The sequence below is a fragment of the Salinigranum rubrum genome (assembly GCF_002906575.1).
GTDB classification, from domain to species: domain Archaea; phylum Halobacteriota; class Halobacteria; order Halobacteriales; family Haloferacaceae; genus Salinigranum; species Salinigranum rubrum.
The window spans coordinates 1,480,045-1,501,908 of the sequence record NZ_CP026309.1; the positions used below are offsets into that span (position 1 = coordinate 1,480,045).

A 21,864-nucleotide genomic window follows, 5' to 3' on the forward strand; every position below is an offset into this window, starting at 1 on the left:
GTCCCGCTCCCGGTGAACCGACAGGCTTGGGTGCAGCGAGGCCAAGCCACGGGCATGAGTAGCGCCCGTGCGGAGGAAAACGGCGTGACCGCCCGGTACTACGAGACGAACACCGAGCGCGTGCTGGAGTTCGACCGCGACGGCCGAACGGCCGCTATCGCGCAGAACCGCGAGGGCTACGCGATGTTGAAGGTACGTCCGACCGCCGACGGCGACGAACTCGAACGCTACTACGGCTTCGACATGGCGCTGGACCACGCCGGCGAACTCCTGGGCGTGGACCCCCGTTCGCTCCCGGTGCCCGACGACGCCGCGGACATGGGAATGTGAGGGTTCACGACGTCATCAGAGCCCGTCGCGCCAGTACAGGACCGGTCCCAAGAGGAGATAGCTGAGCGCCAAGAAGAGCAGGGCGTAGGCGAACCCCCGGCCGTACCACCCCGGGGCGACGATGGCGGCGAACTGGACGACTCCCATCACGAGCGCGTCCTGTGCGTGGAGGTCGGGGTAGGTGACGGTAGTGACCATCAGCGCGGCCAGCACGAACGTGAGCGGGACCAGCGTCGTCGGGGAGGCGAACCCCGCGAGCACGCTCGCGGCGATGAGGGTCGCCGCGAGCGTGGTCTGGACGCCCTGGGTTTCGCTCACGTCGGTGTCGTACGCCGTGTAGAGGCCGAGCCGAACGACAGCCATCACGACGAACCCGGCGGTCGCCGCGAGGCCGACGCCGACCCGGAGCGGCGTCCCGCTCCACGCCCCCCGGACGACGAGGGCGACGAGGAGCGCCGGGGCGACGCCGAACGAGGCGACGTCGGCCAGCGAGTCGAGGTACGGACCGGCGGGCGTCGATCCGACCTTGCGGGCGACGACGCCGTCGAGCGCGTCGGCGATGGCCGCGAGCAGGATGAGCCGTGCCGCGATGGTCACGTCGACCGTCGCCGCGACCGCCGCGAGGAAGCCCAGCCCGGCGTTCCCGACGGTCACGGCGTCCGCGAGGCCGAGTCGACCGACGAACCGCGGCTTCATACCTCTCGCGTGAACGAGGGCGGTTTTACGTCTTTACATCCGCTCTCGCTGCGCCGTCGCTGTTTTTCGCCGTCTGAGACGAACCACGCGACATTTACGCGCGCGGTCCTCACTCTCGGGTATGAGCCGTTTCACCGACGCGACGTCGCGGCGACGGCTGCTCGGCGCTCTCGGCGCCGTTGGCGTCTCTTCGCTCGCCGGCTGTACCGCACTCGTCACCGGCGGGGGCGGCGGGGACTTCGACGTCGGCATGACCGCGGCCGCGTTCAACCCACCCCAGATCACGGTACAGGTGGGCGAGGAGGTCGTCTGGCACAACACCAGCGCCCGCGGCCACACGGTCACGGCGTACGAGAACGCCATCCCCGAGGCGGCCGACTACTTCGCCAGCGGCGGGTTCGAGAGCGAGTCGGCGGCTCGCGAGGCGTGGCAGGACCGGTTGGGCGGCAAAATCGACTCGGGTGAGTCGTTCCGCCACACGTTCGAGGTCCCGGGGAGATACGACTACGTCTGCCTCCCGCACGAACCGGGCGGGATGATCGGCGCGGTCATCGTCGAGTAGTCGGTTCTGCGGTAGGCTGCGGGCGCCCCCTGAATCGTCGCCGGTCTCACGAGGTGCGGTACTCGTTGCTGGCTGTGAACCCGCGGAGCGCGTCGACCGAGCAGGGACGGAACGCGAGACTGCGCGGCACCTCCGGTTCCGCTGGAAGCCGGCGCACAGCCCCGGCGACGATGCGAGCGAACGCGCGAGGGGCCGCTCGGGGCTCCGTCCGCGAGCACCCGGGTGGGGCGGCCCACCGCCCTGGCGCTCGCGCGGTCTTCGCGCTCTCGGGCGTCACACCGGAACTGCGCGACACACGCCTCACGGGTACGCGGCCCCTGCTGTACTCGTCACCGGCCCTCTCCGGCCGTCGCTGTTGCTCTCCGACGTGGTCCACCGAAAAACGCGGAAGTCGTGTCCGTGTCGACCGAAACGGCGTCTTCAGGCCTCGTCGGCGTCGACGGCCACCTCGTCGGCGTCGACGTCGACGGCGGCCTCCTCTTCGGCCTCGACCTCTTCGGGTCGGGCTTCGAGGGTGAGCTTCTGGACCTCCACCCGCCGAAGCGGGTAGATGGTCTTCGCCTCGCCGTAGATGGCCGAGGAGAGACGGCCCTCGACGACGCTGTCGACGAGTTGCTCGTAGGTCCGCTCGCGGGCGGCCTCCTCGACGATGTCGATCATGACGCGGCGGATGGCCTTCTCCTGGCTGCGGTCGGCCTTCTTCGTCGTGAAGGCGGCCGGCTGTAGCTGGACGCGGTAGTCGTCCGTCGTCAGGACCGTGATGCTGGCGTCGACCTTCGACGCGCCGCGGCGCACGAGGCTCCGCAGGTAGTCACGGGTGAGTTCGTGCTTGATGAACTCGGTGTAGGCCGTATCGGAGGCCACCTCCGTGATCTTGAACGTGAGCTTGGTGTTGTTGGCACCGGCGTCGCCGGTGATCTCGCCGAGCGTCACGTCGATGGTTCGGCCCTCTACTTTCTCCGGTTCGTCGGCGAACGTGGTCCCCAGTTCCTCGCGGTCGAACTGCTCGGGGGCGAGGATGGTGTACCAGCGCTTGCCGCGCTTCTGTCTCGAAACTGATCGTTCACTCATGGTTGTGGTGTGTCGTGTCCGTGTGGTCCGCTGTCTGTTCGGTCGGTTCGTCCGTCTCCGTCGTCGTGTCCGCTGTCGTCGTGTCCGTCTCCGCCGTCGTCGTCGCTGCCGTCGTCTCCGTCCCCGTCGCGTCCCGGTCGGCGCCGACGAGTCGGTCCGCCACCGTGAGGTTCACCACGTAGTCGTCGACCGACGAGTGGAGACCGCCGGTGGTCCCGCGCTCGATGGTCGTCTCGACGACGCGGCCGTCGACTCGGGTCGCCATCGAGTCGGTGTTGTCCGGTTCGACGGCGCCGGCGACGAGTGCGGCACTCTCGGGAGTGGCGTGCGTCGTCCGGACGGTCGCTCGTCTCACGACAGCGACCCCCTGGCTGCGGTTTCGAACGTCTCCCGCTCGCCGTCGAACGCGACGTCGGCCTCGCGGGCCGTCCCGTCGGCACTGCCAGTCTCGACGGCGGTCGAGAGCGCGCGCGCCACGTCGACTCCGTCGTCGTGGGTCGCCGCCGCGGCGACCCCCTCGGAGACGACGAGCACTGTCGGCTCGGGCGAGCGGAAATCGCGCGCCAACCGGGCGACGGTCCGGAGGCGACCGGCCGCGCGTCGCCGCGCGGCGTCGTCCGCGTTCGCCGTGTCGTCTCCGGGGTCAGCCGCGGCGAGCACCCGGACGACGAAGACGCCGCCGTACCGTGCCGTCTCCGCGTCCCGAAGGGTCGCGTGGGCGTGCTTCGCGTGCGTGCGCCACGCTCCCAGCGCGGCCGTCCGCGCGTCGTACCCCAGCGCGAGAGCGACACCCGTTCCGGGCTCCTCACGGGCGACCGCCGAGAGCACGTCACCGTAGCCCTCGACCGTCGCGAACGGCGCGCCGTCGCCGAGTCGGAGCGGGTTGAGCGCGCGGGAGACGACCTCGGCCGCGCGCGGCGTCGCCCCCGACGCGGTCGTCGTGTCGACCGCGACGAGCGAGGCGACTCTTCGCCACGCGTCCGCGTCGAGTTCGGCGGGGAGGTCCCACTCCGCGAGCGTCGCACCCGCGGCGTCGGCATCGCCGGAGACGGGTCCGTGCAGGAGCGTCGTGTGTCCGAGGCCGTCTGCGAGGTCCGAAACCGGGAGGCCGACGCCGGGCGAGCGGTCGAGGCCCGCCCTGTCGGCGAGCGTCGACGTCGCCGGGTCCGCCTCCCCGGCCGCGATGCCGGCGAGCGCCAGGGTCGGATCGGGTCCGGTTTCTAAGGCCCGAGCGACCTCGAACGCCATCGCCGGTGCTCGCTCCGGGTCGCCGAGCGTCAGGTCCGCCGGACCGGCCGAACCGACCCGGAGGGTGAGCGCGTCGTCGGCCACCGCGTACGCGGAGGCGCGGCGGACGCGCACTTGGAACGGGACGCCACGCTCGCGCAGGGCGCGAGCGATGACGCCGCTGGCCGCGAGCGCACTCCCGGTCGGCGCGACGACGACCCGGACGAACGGGGCGTCGGCGAGCCGAGCGGCGAGTTCTTCGGGGCTCGGCGTCGGCGCGTCGGCGGATGGCGATTCCATGACGGCGGTGGTGGACATCTACTCCAGCAGTTCGACGGCGACGTCGTAGCTGTAGGTGAACTCCTCGTCGAGCTTTCCGCCGCGGTAGTACTTCACCAGGCGGCGGATCTTCGACTCGGTGTTCTGCAGGGCGCGCTTGTTCTGGGCGTCCTGGGGGTTCTCCTCCATGTGCTCGCGCAGGCGGATGGCCCGCTCCATCAGGCTCCGGAGGTCCTCGGGGAGTTCCGACTCGGCGTCGTTCTCTTCGAGGATGGTGGTGACCTTCTTCCCCGTCGCGAGTTTGACGTTCGGGACCGGCGTCCCCTTGACGCCCTCGTCGCGGAGCTTCATCCCGATCTGGGAGGGCTCGTACCCCTGTTCTGCGAGTTCGACGATGCGTGCTTCGACGTCGTCGGCGTCGACGTCGCTCCACTCCGGCGGTTCGTCTGCCACCGGCTTGTCCGAACTGGACGAGCCTCGGCGGCGGGTGTGCATTCGTGCCATTGGTTTGGTTGGAACCCACAGACCGCAGGAGAGCGTCGAATCTACCGACGCACTTCCGCAATCTCGAAGCCCGAAAACCCTCGGGCGAGTCAGATTTGCGGCCGTGCTGGTTCCCTACCTCTACTCCCCGCCGCGCCGAACTAAACGGTTACGACATCGTCGCCCCGACGTACTGTCACTCGACCAAGGTTTATGCCGCCCGAGCGAGACGACGAACGTATGGCTTCGTTCCGAGACGAACTCATGGCCGCGTACGACGACCTGTTGAAATCCCTCGACAGCGCCGGGGAAGACGTCCAGTCCGGGGTCGAGGACGTCTCGCGACGGCTCGACGAACTCATCGGTGACCTGGAGGAGGAAACCGAGGAGATGAGCGCGGAGACCCGAGCCACCGTCGACGGCCTCCTCGACGACATCGACCGACTCGTCGACGAGGCTGGCGAGGAGACCACCGCACACCTGGAGTCAGTTCGCGAGCGACTCCGGTCCGCGAAGAAGGATTGACGACTGCGCGTGCGAGCGACTGTCGCTATCTCGCCGAGTCGAAGCCCTTAATACCGCCACCCGGATACGGTTGGATGCGTTCGAGGGCTCGTAGATCAGGGGTAGATCACTCCCTTGGCATGGGAGAGGCCCCGGGTTCAAATCCCGGCGAGTCCACTCACATCCGTTCGTTCCCTCGCCGTAGCCCCACTCGCTTCGCTCGCGGGACTCCCGGCGAGTCCTTGATATTCGACTGATGTTACTGGTGAGCGAAGCGAGCACGTCTGACTCCGGTTCAAGTCCTTGCCCCTCGACTGGTCCGGGGTTCACGTGGGCTCGGTTCGATACCCTCTTCGAGAGGCGACTATCCCGTCGAGTCGACCATCGCGTCCCAACCCTGGAACGGTGGATTTCCGTCCTCCTTTTCCCAGTACATGGATATCGGTGCCTGTGTTTTCGCATCCACGGTCACCGAATCGGTCCCCTCGTGCAACCGATTGCCGGACGCGTCGTACGCGATAAAACGGACCGTTACGGTCCCGCTCTCGGAGTTTCCGTTGTACACGACCGCAGTGATGCCGACGTACGACTCCAACTGTTGGGGCTGCACGTCGGCCAGTTCGAATCCGCCCCGTTCGAGCGGGTCCGACGTTTGGACCGAACGCTGTTCGGAGCCGTTTTCGGCGCTGCTCGTGCAGCCCGCGGTTATCGCTGTGCCGACCACTGCCAAAAATTGACGACGGTCGATGGGTCCGGTCATGGCGAGGTTCACCACTCGGGACACATCAGTGCTCGGCCTGCGTCCCGTGTCGCCAGTAGTCTCACCGGGTCCACTTCGTTCGTCGTCTCGATACACGATGTCGCTCGACCCGCCCTCGACGTCGATTCGCCCGTTTCGCACACTCGGCCGAGCGGACTCGGGAATCAGTCCTCGTCCATCCACTTCAGCCCCCACTCGTGAATCTCGTCGAACGCCGCGTGGAGTTCCGCGCCCTTCTGCGTCAGCGAGTAGTAGACCGCGACCGGACTCTCTTCTTCCACCCGCCGGCGGACGTACCCCTTCTCTTCGAGGTCGTCGAGCACCCGCGACAGCGTCTGGGAGTTCGCGTCCGCCGCGCGCTTCAGTTCGTTGAACCGGAGTTCGCCCTCCCGGAGCACGCGGATGACGGTCATCCGCCACCGCGACCCGATCTGTTCGAGCGTCCTGACGACCGGGCACTCTCGGCACGTCCCGTCGAGGTCGGCGTCCGATGACACGGGTGTGACCTGGTCACACCGCCGTCCGCTGAACTATATTTCGGTTACCTTCTAACATCTGGTGTGATCGTGTGACTGGCTCGGACGTCCCAGTTCACCACGAGACCGAACCTCACACACCATGGACGTACTCCTGCTCGGCGCAAGCGGACGAATCGGACGACGAGTGGTAACGGAACTCCTCGACCGCGGGCACGACGTGACCGGCGTGTCCCGGAGCGGGGAAATCGACGGGTTCGACGACGCGGCGTTCACTGCCGTCGCGGGCGACGCGACCGACCCCGACGACGTCGCACGGCTCGCGACAGGCCACGACGCGGTCGGGTCCGCGCTCGGCCCGGCCGCCGACGCCTCGCCGGACGTCCTCGTGGCGATGATGGAGGCCGTCGTCGAGGGGATGCGTCGCGCGTCGGTCGACCGCCTCGTCTGGACCGGCGGGGCCGGCATCCTGAGCGTCGGACCCGACACGCGGCTCATCGAGACCGAGGAGTTTCCCGACGAGTGGGTCCCCGTCGCCAGCGCGGCCATCGACGCGTACGACCGACTCGAAGCGGCCGACGACCTCCGGTGGACGTATCTCGCCCCCGCGGCGCTCATCGAACCCGGCGAGCGGACCGGCGAGTACCGGACCGCGCGGGGCGAACTCGTGACCGACGACGCGGGGGACAGCTACATCTCGATGGAGGACTTCGCCGTCGCGTTCGTCGACGAACTCGAACAGGGCGACGCGGTTCACGCCGCACTCGGCGTCGGCTACTGACTCGCAGAGCGGGCCGCCCGTCTCGACCCCGCTCACGGCGACTCCGGGCGGGCGGTGGAGAGACGGAGTGACGACGTCGACCCCGACCCTCAGTCACACTCGGTGTACCGCTGTTCGGCCTGAGTCCGCCGCCGCTCGGCCCGGTCGGGGTTGTCGTCGAGTTGCTCGCGGCAGGCGGCGCGATACTCGACACACGCCAGCCGACCCGCCCTCGCCTCACACCGGTACGTCTCCAGCGGGGAGGCCAGCGGTCCCGACAGCCCCTCGGCGTCCTCGAACCGGTCGCGGACCTCGGTGAACGCGTTGAGGAGGTCGGCGAACGCGCTCTGTGCGTCGCGGTACGACTCGTTCTCGTAGCTCGCGACGGCCTCCTGGTACCGCGCGCGGGCCGAAATCGCGCGTTCGAGGCCGCGGGCGAAGGGGGTGAGCGCGTTGGCCGTGTCGCTGACCCGGAACACATGGTCTTCGAACGCCTCGTAGGAGACGTCGAGCGCAGGGTCGAACGCGTCCATCGAGTCGTACCGCGAGGTGGCGGTCCCCGCGGAACTGGCCGCCTCCGTCGCGAGAGTCTTTAACCGTTCGAGCGCGGCCGTCGTCTCCTCGCTCGTCTCGCTCGCCGCGTACGCCTCCCGGAGCCGGTCGTGCACGGTGTACGCCTCGTCGAACCGGACGAACGTCCGGACGATGCGGTCGAATATCCAGCGCGTGTCCGACAGCGACCCGAGCCGGTCTTCGTCTTCTCCGGCCTCGCGCGCGCTCTCGATGTCCGCTCGGATCCGCGTGAGGCGCTCGGCGAGCGCGTCCGTGTCGAGGTCGCTTACTTCGAGCGTCTCCAGCGCCGGTTCCAGCGCCGCGTACACCTCGTTCAGGGAGGCCGCGATGGCGTCGGCACTCACCGCCGTCTCCGTCGGTTCCGCGGAGTCCGTTCCCGCTGCGGTGGCGGTGGCTGTGGCCGTCTCGGTCGCCGTCTCGGAGGGTGGTGTCTGCTCCGGCGTCGTCGTCGGCTCCGACGACTGGGACGAACAGCCGGCGACGACACCGACCAGGAGCGTGAGGGCGTATCGTCGATTCACACTGTGCGATATCGTGTCGTCGGAATAACTGTTGGGAAGTACGGGCCACGAGACCAACAACCCTTTCGGGCGTGACGGCGAACCGGCGCGTATGGCAGACGACGACGCGGCAGACGAGACCGAGGACGTGCAAGGAGCGAGCGACGCGGACGCCCCGACTCCGGGTGAGGCGCGGGAAACCGACGCCGAGGCGGCCGCGAGCGCCGACGAGGACGCCGGCGAGGGCGAGGAGAAGTCGTTCCGCGAGCGAGTCGAAGAGATCCGCGAGCGACGCGAGAAGGAGCGCGAGGAGGGTGAACGCCCCGGCCCCGAGGGGATGATGGGCGGCGAGGGTGGTCCCGGCGGCCCCGGCGGTATGGGCGGCGGCAACCCGTTCGCGCAGATGATGTCCGGCATGATGGGCGGCGGTGGCGGCGGCCCCGGCGGCATGGGTGGCGGCCCGCCGGGCATGGGCGGCCGCGAGCGCGGCGGCGAGGAGAGCGTCGGTAACGAGGAACTCGTCCGCGAGGTCCGCCAACTCCGCGACGAGGTCCGCGACATCACGCGCCAACTCCAGCGCATCGGCGACGCGCTCGAAGACGACTGAGCCGCGAACCGCGCGTCAGGAGTCTCCGTCAGCCAGGGCGAACCGATAGCGGCCCGCCGCTCAGACGCGGCGTGGTGTGGCCTGCCGAACGCGGTCGTAGACGGCGGTGAGGTCGTCGACGGCCCGCTCGACGCTGATCGGTTCGCGGCGGGCGAGGCAGTTCTCTCTGAGCGAGTCGTACTCGTCGAGCGCCCGCCGGATGCCGTCGCGGAACCCGTCGATGTCGCCCGGTTCGTAGTGATAGCCGGTGACGCCGTCGTCGATGGTGTCCCGGAGCGCCCCCTCGCGGACGCCGACGACGGGTGTCCCGCAGGCGATGGCCTCCAGCGCGACCAGTCCCTGCGTCTCGACGGGGCTGGGGAACGCGAACGCGTCGAGCGCGCTGTAGAACGCCGGCAGTTCCTCGCGCGGGAGGAAGCCGAAGAAGCGGGCGTCGACGCCACGTTCTTTCACCAGGCGTTCGACCGACTCCCGCGCGGGGCCGTCGCCGCCGAAGACGACGGTGACGTCGTCGAGTCCGTCGGCGGCGCGGACGATGTCGGTGAGTCGCTTCTCGAAGCCGTGCCGACCGGTGTAGCCGACGAGCGTCTCGCCGTCCAACCCGTGGCGCTCGCGGAACGCCGTCGCGTCGACGGGGGCGAACCGGTCGATGTCGACGCCGTTCTGCACGACGCGGAGGTCGGCCTCGACGCCGAGCGCCGCGAGTCGGTCGCGGGTCTCCGCGCTCGGGACGACGACGGCGTCGGCGTGCGAGAGGAACCACCGCTCGTAGCGGGTGCTCATCGACTCGATGCCGCGTTCCACCCGCGCGTTCGACGTCAGGTAGTCGGCGTACTCCGCCGTCGGGGTGTGGTAGGAGGCGACGAACGGGAGTTCCCGACGCGAGGCGAGTCTGAGCCCCGCGAGGCCGAGGCTGAAGGGCGTGTGTGAGTGGACGACGTCGACGTCGCCGCGGCGGACCCGGCGGGGAACGCGCGGAGCGGCGACGCGGAAGCCGTCGTAGAAGGGAAAGGCCACCGACCGGACCGGGTACTCGCCGGACTCTGGCTCGTGGCCGGTCGCCTCGGGGTACACCACGTCCATCCGGCCGCCGCGGCGCTCCCAGCGCTCGCGCCACGTCTTGATGGTGTAGGTGACGCCGTTGACCGTCGGCAGGTAGGTGTCGGTGAAGGCGACGACCGACGCTCCGTCCATGTCGACGGTCCTTCACAGCACGGGGTTAATCGCTTCCGACTCGACGACGCTGCTCCGGCCTCGGCGACGCCTCGCGCCGGTCAGCCGGCGTCCCCGTCCAGTACGTCCTCGTACGCCTCGACGAGTCGCTCGCCGACGCGGTCTAACGAGTGCTCGCTCGCCGTCTCTCGGGCGTTCTCACCCAACCGCTCCCGCAACTCGGGGTCGGCGTTCAGTCGACGGAGCGCCGCGCGGAACTCCTCGTGCGTCTCGCACTTCAGGCAGTCCTCCCCGTGGGTGTAGAACTCCTCGAAGACGGGGATGTCCCGAAGCACACAGGCCTTCCCGCAGGCCATCGCCTCCAGCACGGCGATGCCCTGGTTCTCGTTCTTCGTCGGGAACAAGTAGACGTCGCCGGCGGCGAACGCGCCGCGTTTGTCGTCGACCCACCCGGTGAAGGTGACGCGCTCGCTGTTCTCGACCCAGTATCTCACCGTCGAGGACGCGTGCGGCCCCGTGTCGTACGGGCCGAACCACGCGAAGTCGTACTCTGTCTCTTCGGCGAGTTCGCAGAACGTCGACAGGCCCTTCCGCTCGAAGACGTTGCCGACGGCGAAGACGACCATGCCCTCCAGATCGAACCGCTCGCGGTACTCGTCGCGGAGGCTCTCGAACCCGGTCAGCGAATCGAGGTCGACGCCGTTCGTCATCGGACGGATGGGTGCCTCGACGGGGTACGACTCCAGGATCCGTCGCGTGTACTCGCTCGGGCAGAGGACGAGGTCAGCCTGCGAGTAGAACCACCGGAGGTACCGCCCCAGCGGACGGGCGACGTACGTCGACCCGCGGAACGACTCGGCGAAGTCCTCTCGCGTGACGTGTGCGTGAAGCACCAGCGGAACCCTCTTCCGCCGGGCGTGCCGGGCGACGGCGAGCGTCCCCGGCCCGATGAGGTTGCAGTGGGCGACGTCGTACTCCCTGAACGCGCCGCGTCCCCGGAGCGCGTACTCGGCGGCGGCGACGGGCGAGTCGCCCTTCCACGGGGTCGTGAGGACCTCGACGTCGGTCGTCCGGAGCGCGGCCCGCTGCTGGTCGGCGGCCGTCCCGATGCCGCTCCGGTCGAGGTGTGACGCGAGTTCGAGGTAGTTGAGGACCCGCACGGTGAGGCGCTCGCCGGTCAGCGGTTTGACGCTGTCGCTTCGTCTCTCCTCCCTTCTCTCTCCGCTCCGGAACGCATTTATCGGCCGGCGGACCCATCGAGAGCATGGGCATCCCGGAAGAGCGCATCGAACGGCTCGAAGCGCTCGCGCGCGAGGCCGTCCGCGCCGGCGAGGACGACCGCGCCCGGGAGTACGTCCGCCTCGCCCGCCGCCTCGCCGAACGCCACCGGCTCCGACTTCCGCGTCGGTTCCGTCGGTTCACCTGCGACCGCTGCGACGCGTACCTTCGCCCGGGCGTCAACGCGCGCGTCCGACTCCAGTCCGGGAAGGTCGTCGTCGCCTGTGACTGCGGCGAACTCGCCCGCTATCCGTACGAGTAACGCGCTCGACGACGCCCTGTCGCGGGCGAGATGGGTATGAATATTCAGGCTGAACGCCGTCATTAAAGCCAAAATACAAATAAAACGCGCGCAAACCCGCCGATGGCATGTGCGCACAGGAGCTGCGAAAACGGGCACACGACCTGGACGTGACCGTCTGGGTCGGGAAGGCCGGAATCGAGTCGGTCGTCGACGAACTCGCGGGGCAGTTGGACGACCGTGACCTGGTGAAGGTGAAGTTCCTCCGGGCGGCACGCGGGGGACGACCACGGAGGAACTCGCAGAGGAACTCGCCGACCGGGTGGACGCTGACCTCTTCGAGACGCGTGGACACACTGCGGTGATGCTCCGATGAGCGCCGGCCTCGCGCTTCAGGCCGGCAGTGGCGGCTTCATCGGGCGTTTTCTCGCACAGAACGGCGTGCCCTACGCCGAGTCCATCGGCGGCGTCATCTCGTTCATCGTCGCGTTCATCATCGTCTACATCGTCGGGCGGGCGATTCTCTTCCCCATCCTCGACCGCGTCTTCGAGGCGCGAGGACTCGAAACGCACGCCATCAGGCCGCTGAAGAAGGTCGCCGGCGTGCTCGTGGTGTTCGTCGCCATCGCCGTCGCGTTCGGCTTCGCCGGCTACGGCAACTTCCTCACGTCGCTGGCGACCATCGCGGCGGCGGCGACGCTCGCTATCGGCTTCGCGATGCAGGACGTCATCCAGAACTTCGTCGCGGGCGTGTTCATCTTCACCGACCGCCCGTTCAAAATCGGTGACTGGATCGAGTGGGACGGCAACTCCGGCATCGTCGAGGACATCTCCTTTCGCGTCACCCGCGTCCGGACGTTCGACAACGAACTGCTGACAGTGCCGAACTCCCAGTTGACGGACGGTGTCGTCAAGAACCCGGTGGCGAAGGACAAACTCCGCCTGCAGATCCCGTTCGGCATCGGCTACGACGACGACATCCCGAGGGCGACCGAGATCATCATCGACGAAGCCGACAAACACGAGGGCATCATGGACGACCCGGCCCCGACGGTCCGCCTGACCGACCTCGGCGACTCCTCGGTCGTCCTCAAGTCGCGCGTGTGGATCTCCGAGCCCAGCCGCGCCGACTTCGTCAAGACGCGCGGTGAGTACGTCACGAGCGTGAAGGACCGCTTCGACGCCGAGGACATCAACATCCCCTACCCGAACCGCACCCTCCACGGCGCGCTGCAGGTCGAAGGTATCGAGTCGGTCGCCACGTCGGCGGACGACTGACCCCCGACCCTCGCGCCCCGCCCTCTCCGGTCCCGCAGTCACGCCGTCCCCCGTTTCGCTTTCTCGCGCCTCGTACTGAACTCGTCACCGACGCACAGCCGGCAGTCTCAGAGTTCGATCCGTTCGACCAGTTGTGAGTCGTCGGACTTCGTGTTGACCGCGACGATGCGGATTTCGTCTTCGAGCATCGAGTCCCTCAGCTTCGCTTTCAGCAGGTTGTCGACCTGGTAGACGCCGGCGGCGTTGACCATCTCGATTTCGACCTGGACGGGGACGCCGTCGCCACGCCGGAGGAGGACGTTCGTGATGGCCTGCGAGGAGAGCGTGTTGATGCCGCGGCCGCCCTTCTCGTAGGGGATGCGCGAGCGGCCGCGCTCCATGTCTAGGGCGTCGGCCACGCGGATGACGCCCGCCTCCTTCGTCAGCGGCGTCTCCTCGGTGTGGTGACAGAGGATGGCGTGAAGCACCTCGGCTTTCACTCGAACCGCGGAGGGGGTGTCGTAGAAGTTCGGGAGGATGCGGTCGAGGATGTCCGACGCCAGCGGGATGGAGTAGTACGCGTGTTCGTCGCGGTGGACGACGTGGCCGATGTCGTGCAGCGTCGCCGCGAACGCGACGATGACGGGCTCGTCGACCTCGTCGAGACCCTGGTCCTTCGCGCCGTTGAACTCACAGCCCCCGGCCTTCAGCAGTTCGTACAGTCGCAGCGCGCGGTTGCGGACGATGGAGATGTGCTTCGGGCCGTGGTCGTTGTACCCCTTGCGCGTGACGGCGTTGACGTTCTGCGCCTCCAGCAGCGTCGTCACCTCGGGGTCGTCCAGTAGATGGGGGAGGACCTCGTTGAGCTTCTCGTCGGGGAACGCGTGGTCGGCATCGGGGTCGTACGCGGGACCACCGGTTGTTTCGCTCATCGTCTCATCGACGCGAGGCGTCGAAAAAAATCCGACGGATACGTGCAGCCGGGGAGCGCTATCGGTGCCGTCGGGGTCACTCCGCGGCGGCGACGACGGCGTCCTCGACGGCGTCGTAGTCGGGTTCGACGGCCGGGTCGTCGGACACCCAGGCGTAGGTGACCGTCCCGTCCCCGTCGACGACGAACACCGAGCGCTTGGCGAGTTCGTAGACGCCGCTCGCCTCGAAGTCCATCGAGATGTCGTACAGGTCGACGAGTTCGCGGTTGGTGTCGCTGATGAGCGGATACTCGATGCCGTGCTGCTCACGGAGTTCGTTGAGCGTGAACGGGGTGTCGATGCTGATTCCGTAGATGCTCGCACCGCTGGCCTCGAACGCTCCGAGGCGCTCTTGGAACGTCGAGAGTTCCGTCATGCACGTGGTGGTGAACGCCGCGGGGAAGAACGCGAGGACGAGCGGTGCCTCGTCGAGGTGGTCCGAGAGGGCGAACGATTCGACCTCGCCGGTGGCCATCGGTGCGGTGAACTCGGGAGCGGTGTCGCCGACGTTGATCACACTGGGCTCGTAGGAGGTGGGCCGTTTGACGCTTGTGCTCGCGGCAGAGACGGGCGACACGGCTCGCCCTGCCGCGCTCTCGCTTTCGAGAATCCCGTCGCAATCATTTAATAAGGCTGTTGCATATCCGGGTACAGCACGTCGTGACACGGTATCGAAGACAGTCCAGCCGGATCCACCGGCGGCCGCAGTCTCCAGATCGGGTCACGTGAGCCGACACTATGCAACGGAGGAAATCCACGGAGGGTGGGCAGGATCGCGTGCCGCTGGTACTCGTCGGTCTCGGCACCGCGTTCGTGCTCCTCATCGTCGTCGAGTGGATCGCGCTGGACCTGTTGCGGCCGTCGCAGAGCCTGACGGCACACTACGTGTTCACTTTCACGCTCAACGGTGTCCCCGCGCTCGGAATCGCCTACGGCGGCTACTGGCTCGACCGCAGTCCCGTCGAGACCGACCAACACCGGCGCATCGCCAGGTGGTGTTTCGGTGGACTGGCGGTGTTCCTCGCGATCAATCTCGTGATGATCGCGCTCTGGCCGGCCGAGACGTTCGTAAACAACCTCGGCTGGGCTCGCGGGACGGCGATCTACGGGGCGGGCGGCGGTCTCGTCATCGGCGTGATCGAAGGGCGCGCCGTCCACCGCGCACGCGTCGCCGAACGCGAGGCGGCCCGGGCCGAACACGTAGAGAACCAGCGTCGGTGGCTCGGGTACATGAACAGTCTGCTTCGCCACGAGGTGCTGAACACGGTGAACATCATCGAGGGGAACGCAGAGCTACTCATGGACGAGTACGGGGACGACCCCTCGTCCGAACGCCTCGAAACCATCCGCCGACACAGTCGGAACATGTCCGGGATCATCAACGACGTCCGGGTTCTGATCGAAGCCACCGAGGAGGCCGACGAGTTCGAGGCCGTGAACCTCACGGAGGTTCTGACCGACCGATTGATCGACCTGCGGACGACGTACGAGGAGGTCGAGGTCGAGACGACGATCCCCGGGACCGTGTTCGTGATGGCCGATGCTCTCCTCCCGCGGGTGTTCTCGAACCTCCTGAACAACGCCGTCGAACACAACGACAGCGCCACGCCCCGCGTGAGCGTCTCCGTCGAGGTGACCGACGAGACCGCCGTCGTCTCCATCGCCGACAACGGTTCGGGCGTCTCCGCGGCCAAGCAGGAGACGCTGTTCGAGCAGGACACCCGCACGAGCAACCACGGCCTCGGGCTCTACCTCGTCCGGACGCTGTCCGAGCGGTACGGCGGGAGGGTCGACCTCCGCGAGACGGGACCGACGGGGAGCGAGTTCGTCGTCGAACTCCCCCGCGTCCGGGACACCCCGGCGGGGCACTCGGGCGAGCGGGCCATGGCACAGCCCCTCGTCGTGGGCACCGTCGGGACGGGCCGACTCGTGTCCGGCGGCCCCTGACCGATTCGACCGGCGCGGACGATACCGGCGGCCGTTGGCGTCTCCAGCGGCACCCCGTCGTCAGTTTCGCGTCGAGTCGACCCGGTTCCTCGGGGTGATATCCGGTCCAAAAAGCCTATAATTGCTACTTGGTTAAGCTGAGATAGCGATGTTCGATATCATACTGTTCCCGGGGCTGCCGGGCGGGCCGGAGCTGCTCATCGTGCTGTTCGTGCTCGTCCTGCTGTTCGGGGCCAACAAGATCCCCAAACTCGCCCGCTCGACCGGGCAGGCGATGGGTGAGTTCCAGCGGGGCCGGCAGGAGATCGAAGAGGAACTGAAACAGATGGAGAAACAGCCTGACGAGGACGACGAGGAGTTCGAGGCGCGCAAGCGCGAGAAGGAGCGCGAACTCGAGGAGACCGAGTCTGAGTCCGAGTCCGAATCCACGTCCACGTCCAGCAGCTGAACAGCACGTCCCTTTTCAGCTCCTGCCGTTCGAACCGACAGAGTCACCTTTTAGTCGGCGGCTTCGATACACCGGTCAGGGCGTGTGGCCTAGTGGACAGGGCGAGAGGTTCCTAACCTCTCGATCGCGGGTTCGAATCCCGTCACGCCCGTTCTGCGACGAACGTACGTGAGGAGCGAACGGGCGACCGGCGATTCGAACCCTGTCAGTCGCAGCGGCCGACCGAAGCGAGGCCGACCGTCTGGCTCCGGTTCGAATCCCGTCACGCCCGCTCGGTCACTTCGTTCCCTCGCGAGCGTGACGTACTCCCACTCGCTTCGCTCGCGGGAGTCCCGTCACGCCCGTAGTGGGTGGGAAACAGCCACCCCCGAAGGACGACTGGAGGTCGAACCACGCCAGCCGCAGCGACCGAGCGACCGAGACCAAGCGTACACCGTGTGGGATTCGAGCCGCTAGCAGCGACCCGAAGCGCCGCGAAGCGGGCAACCCGAAGCCTCCTGCTCCAGTTCGACCCCGTTACGCCCGCTTTTCGGACGACCACCAGTGAATTGCGAGCACGGCACAGTGATTCGAATCGGAGCGGGGACGGCCGCGGAGGGAGCGACGTTCCGGCGGTTCGGACCCACTTCTCCACACCGCGCGACCCGTCAGTGCGGAGTGTTGAGACAGCCGGCTTTCCAGCCTCGGGACCCGATGGCACCGATCCGTACTGAAGTCGGGACGACGTTTCGCGCGTGTATATAAAGGGTACTTGAACGGCGTATATAAGGGAACACCTCTTTATGATATCATATGTGATATCCAAATTTCGGTCGTTCGCTCGAATATATTATCAGAATTAATATATTTTAGTGATCAAGTCGACTACTTCGATCGATTCTATTATCAAGTGAATATGTTATATCGGTCCGGGCACCCGCAGAAGCCTTTTTGATGGGGACTCACCTGATGAGGGACAATGGCTATCGACGACGCTGACCCTGCCGGCGCGACTCAGTCGGAGTCAGCGCCGTCGCAGTCGGCCGGAGCGACTGTCGGCGAGTACACCTGGGAGCAGTACCTCCGCGAGTACGGCGACTCCGGGGACGCCGACGCCGCTGCGACGATGCGACGTTCCGGCGACATCGACTGGGACGCTATCACGGCTGAGGATCGGGCGGTCGCCGACCTGGGCGTCCACCCCACCGAAATCGAGGACCAACTGGCCGCGGCAGCGGCGGCGGCCGCCCGTGTCGACGACGGGATCGAACCGACCACCGACCTCTCGGACCCACCGGTCGCGAAGGACTGGTACGCCGCGGAACATTTCGAGTCCGACCACCCGGAGACGACCCTCGACGACGCGCTCGGCTTCGACGCCGAGGAGGTCGAGGGCGTCCTCTCACACGCGGGGGGCCTGGCCGAGGAACTCTCGGACGTGGTCGACCAGCGAACCGTCTCGGTCCAGGAGGACTTCGACGAGGACGCGTTCTTCCGGACCGACGAGGGACACTCGACCGTCGTGACGCGGTACGACCTCGAGAAGACCGTTCCGCTCGCGAAGAAGGGGCACTTCCGCGAGATCGAGCGCTACTGGGTGAACGAACCGTACTCGTTCGTCATCATCTTCCACTCGACCAAGGAGAACGAGAAGAAGTACTACGTGGTCCAGCCGTACATGAACCGGATCGAAGACGACCTCGTGGACTACCTCACGGGGAAGCTTCGGACGGCGATCAAGTACTCCGACGACGACGTTATCGCGGCCGGCACCGAGGACAGAGGACGCATCATCGAGGCCGAGACGCTCAACCTCCTCGACCGCTACGGGCTCTTCTCGGCGCCGGACGCCGGGATCGGTGCGTCCGACGATGGGGCGGCTGGCTTCCTCCGGAGCGGCCCGCTCGGCGCGCTCGCGGACCTCTTCGGCCTCGGCGGCGACGACGAACCCGAGCCGTCGGCGGCGACCGCGCTCGGCGTCGGCCAACTCGACGGCATCGCGGCCCGACCCGAATCGGCCGTGCTCGAGGAGGACGCGAAGCAACTCAACGAGTACCAGGTCGAGAAGCTACTGTACTACCTCCGCCGTGACTTCATCGGCTACGAGCGCATCGACGGCATCAAACACGACATCAACGTCGAGGACATCTCGTGTGACGGGTACAACTCGCCCGTCTTCGTCTACCACTCCGACTACGAGCAGATCATCTCCAACGTCTACCACGGGAAGGCGGAACTCGACGACTTCGTCGTGAAGCTCGCCCAGCGCTCGGGGAAGGGCATCTCCAAGCGGAGCCCGCAGGTCGACGCGACGCTCCCCGACGGCTCGCGCGCCCAGTTGACGCTCGGCCAGGAGGTGTCGGACCACGGGACGAACTACACCATCCGGCAGTTCAAGGACGTCCCGTTCACCCCCATCGACCTCATCTGCTGGAACACGTTCTCGCTCGACGAGATGGCCTTTCTCTGGCTCTGTATCGAGAACCACAAGTCGCTCATCTTCGCCGGCGGGACCGCGTCGGGGAAAACCACTTCGCTGAACGCGGTGTCGCTGTTTATCCCCTCGAACTCGAAGATCGTCTCCATCGAGGACACCCGCGAGGTGGAACTGCCCCAGCGCAACTGGATCGCCTCGGTCACTCGGCCGTCGTTCGCCGAGGACGACGGCGGCGACGTCGACGAGTTCGCCCTGCTGGAAGCGGCGCTCCGACAGCGGCCCGACTACATCGTCATGGGCGAGATTCGTGGCGAGGAGGGGCGCACGCTCTTCCAGGTCATGTCGACGGGCCACACGACGTACACGACGTTCCACGCCGACTCGGTGGGGGAGGTCCTCAAGCGCTTTACGACCGAGCCGATCAACGTCTCGAAGACGATGTTCACCGCCCTGGACCTCGTCTCCATCCAGACCTCCACCAGAGTCGGCGGCAACAAGGTCCGCCGGAACAAGTCCCTCACGGAGATCAACCACTACGACGCGGAGAACGACGAGATCAACGTCCAGGACGTCTACCAGTGGCAGGCGGAGACGGACGAGTTCCTCAAGATGGGCAACTCCAACACCTTAGAGGAGATCATGTTCGACCGCGGGTGGACCGCGGAGAAGCTCGACCGGGAGCTGTTCAAACGCCAACTCGTCCTCGCGTACCTCATCGACCGCGAACTGAACTCGTACGCGCAGGTCGCGGCGACGTTCCAGGCGTTCATCAACGACCAGGAGACCATCCTCTCGCTCATCGCCGACGACCGCCTCGAACAGTCGCTCGAGGACCTCCGCGAGATGGAGTCGGTCCACATCAACATCGAACCCGAGAAGGAGGCGATGGTGCCGCGCCCCTCGCCGGACACGGAGACCGCCGCGCTCGCCGAAGGTATCCTCGGTCGTGCGGAGGAGTCGCTGCTCCCCGAGTACCGGGGGAACGAGGCGGCGGACGTCGTGGCGGCGCTCGCGAGCATCGAGCCGGCGACCGACGTGACCGTCGGTCGCGACGAGACGGGACCGACGGCCGTCGGTGCGGACGGCGGCGACGCGTTCACCGAGGCGCTGGAGGACGCCACGGGGGGACGGGCGATAGCGACGGCGGGACTGGCAACGGGGGCGGCGTCGGAAGCGACGCCGGGGGCGAGCGCCCGGACGCGGCCGAGGAGACCGGCGGTTTCGGCTTCGGCTTCGACGAGTCGGACGAGTCCGACGGAGCGTGACAGATGAGTCTCGAATCACAGAACGGCCTCGACGGCAGCACCGACGCGCTGGGTGACGCGTTCTACCCGGTGTACCAGTTCCTGTTCGACGAGAACAGCGACTTCGTGGGTGACGTCGAAGAGCGCCTCGAACAGGCGCGGATGGGCGAGAACGTCGAGTTGTACATCTCCCGCGCGCTCGCAATCGGCGTGCTGCTCGGCGGGACTCTGTGGATCCTCGGGACGCTCATCGGCTTCGGCCTGGTCCAGTTCGGCGTCCTGACCGAGGAGGTCGTCAGCCTCGGTATCCCGGTTCCCGACGAGGAGACCGCCGCGACGCTCTCGGCCATCGCCGTCCCCGTCGCCGTCGGGATCATGGGCGTCGTCTTCGGGAGCATCGGCTTCGGCATCGGCTTCGGCACGCTCGTCGCCATCCCCTACTCCCGCGCGTCGGCCCGGAAACGCGAGATAAACATGCTGCTCGCGGACTCGGTGTCGTTCATGTACGCCCTCTCCGTCGGGGGGCTGAACCAGCTCGAAATCCTCGAGGCGATGGCCAGGGCCGAGGACACCTACGGCGAGGTCGCTCGGGAGTTCCAGAGCATCGTCCAGGAGACGGAGTACTTCGGGACCGACTATCGAAACGCGATCCGCCAGCAGGCGATCGTCACCCCCAGCGACGACCTCTCGCAGTTCCTCACCGACATGCTCTCCATCGTCAACTCCGGCGGTGACATGCAACGGTTCCTCGCGGACAAGAAGGAGAAACACCTCCGCACGTCGAAGCAGGAACAGGAGATGACGCTCGAGACGCTGGAGCTGTTCGGCGAGATGTACATGACGCTCTCGCTGTTCCCCCTCCTCCTCATCATCATCCTCGTCATCATGTCGATGCTGGGCGAGGCCCAGGACATGCTGCTGTTCGGGACCATCTACCTCCTGACGCCGCTCATCGGCTTCGGCTTCCTCGTCCTCGTCTCCACGGTGAAACAGGACGAACCCGGCGACGGCTACCTCCAGCTCTCGGACGACCCGGACCCCGTCACCCAGAGCGGCCGGGACGGGGCGCTGAAGCTCGGGCTCATCAACGGCTTCGTCGGGGAGTTCGCGCTGTTCTCGCACGTCAAGAACCGCGAACTGCTCCACAACGTGCGCGGCATCCTCGCGGCCCCGCACATCTTCTTCCGCGACAACCCGATGTACACGCTCGCGCTGACGGTCCCGCTGGCGCTCGTGTCGCTCGTCGTCCCGGTCGCGCTGGGAGTCGCTCCGACCAGTTGGGACGCGCTGGTCGCCCGCCCCGTCTGGGGGACGTTCGTCTGGGTCTACCTGCCGATGTACATCGTCGTCCTCCCGCTCGCCGTGTTCTACGAGTGGAACGTCCGGCGGCGCAACTCCATCACCGGAAAGCTCTCGGAGAACCTCCGGAAGCTCTCCTCCGCGAACGACACGGGCCAGACGCTGCTCGAATCGGTCCGGACGGTGTCGTCGACCTCCTCGGGGAAGCTCGCCGACGAGTTCGACGTCATCTACGCGAAGGTCAACTACGGGACGAGCCTCCGTGAGGCGCTCATCGAGTTCAACAACAAGTACCACATCCCCCGACTCGCGCGGACCATCAAACTCATCTCGAAGGCGCAGGAGGCGTCCTCGCAGATCACGGACGTGCTCTCGACGGCCGCGCAGGCGTCGGAGAACCAGGACGACATCGAGCGCGAGCGCCGCTCGCGGACCATGATGCAGGTCGCCATCATCCTCATGACCTACTTCACACTCTTGGCCGTCATGGCCATCCTGAAGACGCAGTTCCTCGACGTGATGGCCGGGCTCACGGAGCAGGCCAGCAGCGGCGGGGGCGGCGGCGGGAGCCAGTTCAGCGGCGGTATCGACCCGAACCAGCTCTCGCTTCTGTTCTTCCACGGCGTCACCATCCAGGCGATGATCTCGGGGCTCATCAGCGGCTACATCCGGACGGCGGACGTCCGGTCGGGGCTCAAGTTCACCCTCGTCCTGATGACGGTCGCGCTCGCCACGTGGACGGTGGTGGGCTGATGGCACCCC

23 protein-coding genes, 2 tRNA genes and 1 pseudogene are annotated in these 21,864 nt (G+C 67.2%); 14 read left to right on the plus strand and 12 right to left on the minus strand.

The window, feature by feature from the left end; translation table 11 throughout:
• Positions 1-54: 54 nt before the first annotated feature.
• Positions 55-330 carry a DUF7111 family protein gene (locus C2R22_RS07300; RefSeq protein WP_103425169.1) on the plus strand — a complete coding sequence of 92 codons (276 nt, stop codon included), beginning with the start codon at positions 55-57 and terminating at the stop codon, positions 328-330.
• A gap of 15 nt (positions 331-345) precedes the next feature.
• On the opposite strand, the gene C2R22_RS07305 is transcribed toward C2R22_RS07300, so the two are convergent.
• Positions 346-1,026, minus strand: a complete 681-nt coding sequence (locus C2R22_RS07305; RefSeq protein WP_103425170.1) for a protein sorting system archaetidylserine synthase — start codon at positions 1,024-1,026, stop codon at positions 346-348.
• A 121-nt stretch (positions 1,027-1,147) separates the two neighbouring features.
• Between C2R22_RS07305 and C2R22_RS07310 the strand changes: the two genes are divergently transcribed.
• Complete coding sequence (locus C2R22_RS07310; RefSeq protein WP_103425171.1) at positions 1,148-1,588, plus strand: plastocyanin/azurin family copper-binding protein; 441 nt, start codon at positions 1,148-1,150, stop codon at positions 1,586-1,588.
• A 420-nt stretch (positions 1,589-2,008) separates the two neighbouring features.
• Here C2R22_RS07310 and C2R22_RS07315 read toward each other — a convergent pair whose 3' ends face one another.
• Genes C2R22_RS07315 through C2R22_RS07330 form a run of 4 tightly spaced genes read right to left on the minus strand, consistent with a single transcriptional unit; the run spans position 2,009 to position 4,669 of the window.
• The gene (locus tag C2R22_RS07315) at positions 2,009-2,659 is read right to left on the minus strand and encodes a 30S ribosomal protein S3ae (protein WP_103425172.1); all 651 of its coding nucleotides are present in this window, start codon (positions 2,657-2,659) and stop codon (positions 2,009-2,011) included.
• Complete coding sequence (locus C2R22_RS07320; RefSeq protein ID WP_103425173.1) at positions 2,652-3,014, minus strand: KEOPS complex subunit Pcc1; 363 nt, start codon at positions 3,012-3,014, stop codon at positions 2,652-2,654. The genes C2R22_RS07315 and C2R22_RS07320 overlap by 8 nt, the downstream gene beginning before the upstream one ends.
• A complete protein-coding gene (locus C2R22_RS07325) occupies positions 3,011-4,204 on the minus strand; it encodes an exonuclease RecJ (protein ID WP_103425174.1) in 1,194 nt (397 codons plus the stop codon). The genes C2R22_RS07320 and C2R22_RS07325 overlap by 4 nt, the downstream gene beginning before the upstream one ends.
• The gene (locus C2R22_RS07330) at positions 4,205-4,669 is read right to left on the minus strand and encodes a 30S ribosomal protein S15 (protein WP_103425175.1); all 465 of its coding nucleotides are present in this window, start codon (positions 4,667-4,669) and stop codon (positions 4,205-4,207) included.
• A 219-nt stretch (positions 4,670-4,888) separates the two neighbouring features.
• On the opposite strand from C2R22_RS07330, the gene C2R22_RS07335 reads away from it, so the two are divergent.
• Entirely contained in the window at positions 4,889-5,173 is a 285-nt protein-coding gene (locus tag C2R22_RS07335; protein ID WP_103425176.1) for a hypothetical protein, read from the plus strand.
• An 84-nt stretch (positions 5,174-5,257) separates the two neighbouring features.
• Positions 5,258-5,329: transfer RNA gene (locus C2R22_RS07340), tRNA-Ala, on the plus strand.
• Between the two features lie 187 nt (positions 5,330-5,516).
• On the opposite strand, the gene C2R22_RS07345 is transcribed toward C2R22_RS07340, so the two are convergent.
• Both C2R22_RS07345 and C2R22_RS07350 read right to left on the minus strand, forming a co-directional pair.
• On the minus strand, positions 5,517-5,912 hold the full coding sequence (locus C2R22_RS07345) for a hypothetical protein (protein ID WP_162562414.1): 396 nt from the start codon (positions 5,910-5,912) through the stop codon (positions 5,517-5,519).
• A 164-nt stretch (positions 5,913-6,076) separates the two neighbouring features.
• Positions 6,077-6,409, minus strand: coding sequence for a winged helix-turn-helix transcriptional regulator (locus C2R22_RS07350; RefSeq protein WP_103425178.1), 333 nt, complete (start codon positions 6,407-6,409; stop codon positions 6,077-6,079).
• A gap of 121 nt (positions 6,410-6,530) precedes the next feature.
• On the opposite strand from C2R22_RS07350, the gene C2R22_RS07355 reads away from it, so the two are divergent.
• Positions 6,531-7,169 (plus strand): NAD(P)-dependent oxidoreductase, encoded by a 639-nt coding sequence (locus C2R22_RS07355; protein ID WP_103425179.1) that lies wholly within the window; start codon positions 6,531-6,533, stop codon positions 7,167-7,169.
• An 89-nt stretch (positions 7,170-7,258) separates the two neighbouring features.
• Here the strand turns inward: C2R22_RS07355 and C2R22_RS07360 are convergent, their stop codons facing one another.
• Complete coding sequence (locus C2R22_RS07360; RefSeq protein ID WP_103425180.1) at positions 7,259-8,242, minus strand: hypothetical protein; 984 nt, start codon at positions 8,240-8,242, stop codon at positions 7,259-7,261.
• A 91-nt stretch (positions 8,243-8,333) separates the two neighbouring features.
• On the opposite strand from C2R22_RS07360, the gene C2R22_RS07365 reads away from it, so the two are divergent.
• Entirely contained in the window at positions 8,334-8,828 is a 495-nt protein-coding gene (locus C2R22_RS07365) for a hypothetical protein (RefSeq protein ID WP_103425181.1), read from the plus strand.
• Positions 8,829-8,888: 60 nt separating this feature from the next.
• On the opposite strand, the gene C2R22_RS07370 is transcribed toward C2R22_RS07365, so the two are convergent.
• Entirely contained in the window at positions 8,889-10,022 is a 1,134-nt protein-coding gene (locus C2R22_RS07370; protein WP_103425182.1) for a glycosyltransferase, read from the minus strand.
• 80 nt (positions 10,023-10,102) lie between these two features.
• Positions 10,103-11,161: a glycosyltransferase family 4 protein gene (locus C2R22_RS07375; RefSeq protein ID WP_103425183.1), complete on the minus strand. Its 1,059-nt coding sequence runs from the start codon at positions 11,159-11,161 to the stop codon at positions 10,103-10,105.
• Positions 11,162-11,265: 104 nt separating this feature from the next.
• Here C2R22_RS07375 and C2R22_RS07380 point away from each other — a divergent pair, with 104 nt between their 5' ends.
• From C2R22_RS07380 to C2R22_RS07390, 3 genes and pseudogenes are all read left to right on the plus strand, one after another.
• Complete coding sequence (locus C2R22_RS07380; RefSeq protein ID WP_103425184.1) at positions 11,266-11,541, plus strand: ribonuclease P protein component 4; 276 nt, start codon at positions 11,266-11,268, stop codon at positions 11,539-11,541.
• A gap of 107 nt (positions 11,542-11,648) precedes the next feature.
• Positions 11,649-11,896, plus strand: a pseudogene (locus C2R22_RS07385) (YhbY family RNA-binding protein).
• Positions 11,893-12,798 carry a mechanosensitive ion channel family protein gene (locus tag C2R22_RS07390; protein WP_103425185.1) on the plus strand — a complete coding sequence of 302 codons (906 nt, stop codon included), beginning with the start codon at positions 11,893-11,895 and terminating at the stop codon, positions 12,796-12,798. The pseudogene C2R22_RS07385 and the gene C2R22_RS07390 overlap by 4 nt, the downstream one beginning before the upstream one ends.
• A gap of 107 nt (positions 12,799-12,905) precedes the next feature.
• Here C2R22_RS07390 and C2R22_RS07395 read toward each other — a convergent pair whose 3' ends face one another.
• Both C2R22_RS07395 and C2R22_RS07400 read right to left on the minus strand, forming a co-directional pair.
• The gene (locus tag C2R22_RS07395; RefSeq protein ID WP_103425186.1) at positions 12,906-13,709 is read right to left on the minus strand and encodes an HD domain-containing protein; all 804 of its coding nucleotides are present in this window, start codon (positions 13,707-13,709) and stop codon (positions 12,906-12,908) included.
• 76 nt (positions 13,710-13,785) lie between these two features.
• Complete coding sequence (locus C2R22_RS07400; RefSeq protein WP_103425187.1) at positions 13,786-14,265, minus strand: redoxin domain-containing protein; 480 nt, start codon at positions 14,263-14,265, stop codon at positions 13,786-13,788.
• A 260-nt stretch (positions 14,266-14,525) separates the two neighbouring features.
• Between C2R22_RS07400 and C2R22_RS07405 the strand changes: the two genes are divergently transcribed.
• The 5 genes from C2R22_RS07405 to C2R22_RS07425 all read left to right on the plus strand — a co-directional run bounded on the left by C2R22_RS07405 (position 14,526) and on the right by C2R22_RS07425 (position 21,855).
• Complete coding sequence (locus C2R22_RS07405; RefSeq protein ID WP_245902921.1) at positions 14,526-15,695, plus strand: sensor histidine kinase; 1,170 nt, start codon at positions 14,526-14,528, stop codon at positions 15,693-15,695.
• A gap of 148 nt (positions 15,696-15,843) precedes the next feature.
• Complete coding sequence (locus C2R22_RS07410) at positions 15,844-16,143, plus strand: Sec-independent protein translocase subunit TatA/TatB (RefSeq protein WP_103425189.1); 300 nt, start codon at positions 15,844-15,846, stop codon at positions 16,141-16,143.
• Positions 16,144-16,221: 78 nt separating this feature from the next.
• Positions 16,222-16,294 (plus strand) — tRNA-Arg (locus C2R22_RS07415).
• Between the two features lie 807 nt (positions 16,295-17,101).
• Positions 17,102-19,831 carry a type II/IV secretion system ATPase subunit gene (locus C2R22_RS07420; RefSeq protein WP_103425190.1) on the plus strand — a complete coding sequence of 910 codons (2,730 nt, stop codon included), beginning with the start codon at positions 17,102-17,104 and terminating at the stop codon, positions 19,829-19,831.
• Positions 19,828-21,855: a type II secretion system F family protein gene (locus tag C2R22_RS07425; RefSeq protein ID WP_103425191.1), complete on the plus strand. Its 2,028-nt coding sequence runs from the start codon at positions 19,828-19,830 to the stop codon at positions 21,853-21,855. The genes C2R22_RS07420 and C2R22_RS07425 overlap by 4 nt, the downstream gene beginning before the upstream one ends.
• The last annotated feature ends 9 nt before the right edge of the window (positions 21,856-21,864 follow it).

Coding starts and splice junctions, on each gene's coding strand:
- C2R22_RS07355 (WP_103425179.1), top strand. CDS start 6,531: ATGGACGTACTCCTGCTCGGCGCAAGCGGACGAATCGGACGACGAGTG.
- C2R22_RS07310 (WP_103425171.1), top strand. CDS start 1,148: ATGAGCCGTTTCACCGACGCGACGTCGCGGCGACGGCTGCTCGGCGCT.
- C2R22_RS07410 (WP_103425189.1), top strand. CDS start 15,844: ATGTTCGATATCATACTGTTCCCGGGGCTGCCGGGCGGGCCGGAGCTG.
- C2R22_RS07335 (WP_103425176.1), top strand. CDS start 4,889: ATGGCTTCGTTCCGAGACGAACTCATGGCCGCGTACGACGACCTGTTG.
- C2R22_RS07395 (WP_103425186.1), bottom strand. CDS start 13,709: ATGAGCGAAACAACCGGTGGTCCCGCGTACGACCCCGATGCCGACCAC.
- C2R22_RS07365 (WP_103425181.1), top strand. CDS start 8,334: ATGGCAGACGACGACGCGGCAGACGAGACCGAGGACGTGCAAGGAGCG.
- C2R22_RS07425 (WP_103425191.1), top strand. CDS start 19,828: ATGAGTCTCGAATCACAGAACGGCCTCGACGGCAGCACCGACGCGCTG.
- C2R22_RS07300 (WP_103425169.1), top strand. CDS start 55: ATGAGTAGCGCCCGTGCGGAGGAAAACGGCGTGACCGCCCGGTACTAC.
- C2R22_RS07390 (WP_103425185.1), top strand. CDS start 11,893: ATGAGCGCCGGCCTCGCGCTTCAGGCCGGCAGTGGCGGCTTCATCGGG.
- C2R22_RS07420 (WP_103425190.1), top strand. CDS start 17,102: ATGGCTATCGACGACGCTGACCCTGCCGGCGCGACTCAGTCGGAGTCA.
- C2R22_RS07330 (WP_103425175.1), bottom strand. CDS start 4,669: ATGGCACGAATGCACACCCGCCGCCGAGGCTCGTCCAGTTCGGACAAG.
- C2R22_RS07325 (WP_103425174.1), bottom strand. CDS start 4,204: ATGTCCACCACCGCCGTCATGGAATCGCCATCCGCCGACGCGCCGACG.
- C2R22_RS07370 (WP_103425182.1), bottom strand. CDS start 10,022: ATGGACGGAGCGTCGGTCGTCGCCTTCACCGACACCTACCTGCCGACG.
- C2R22_RS07315 (WP_103425172.1), bottom strand. CDS start 2,659: ATGAGTGAACGATCAGTTTCGAGACAGAAGCGCGGCAAGCGCTGGTAC.
- C2R22_RS07380 (WP_103425184.1), top strand. CDS start 11,266: ATGGGCATCCCGGAAGAGCGCATCGAACGGCTCGAAGCGCTCGCGCGC.
- C2R22_RS07345 (WP_162562414.1), bottom strand. CDS start 5,912: ATGACCGGACCCATCGACCGTCGTCAATTTTTGGCAGTGGTCGGCACA.
- C2R22_RS07305 (WP_103425170.1), bottom strand. CDS start 1,026: ATGAAGCCGCGGTTCGTCGGTCGACTCGGCCTCGCGGACGCCGTGACC.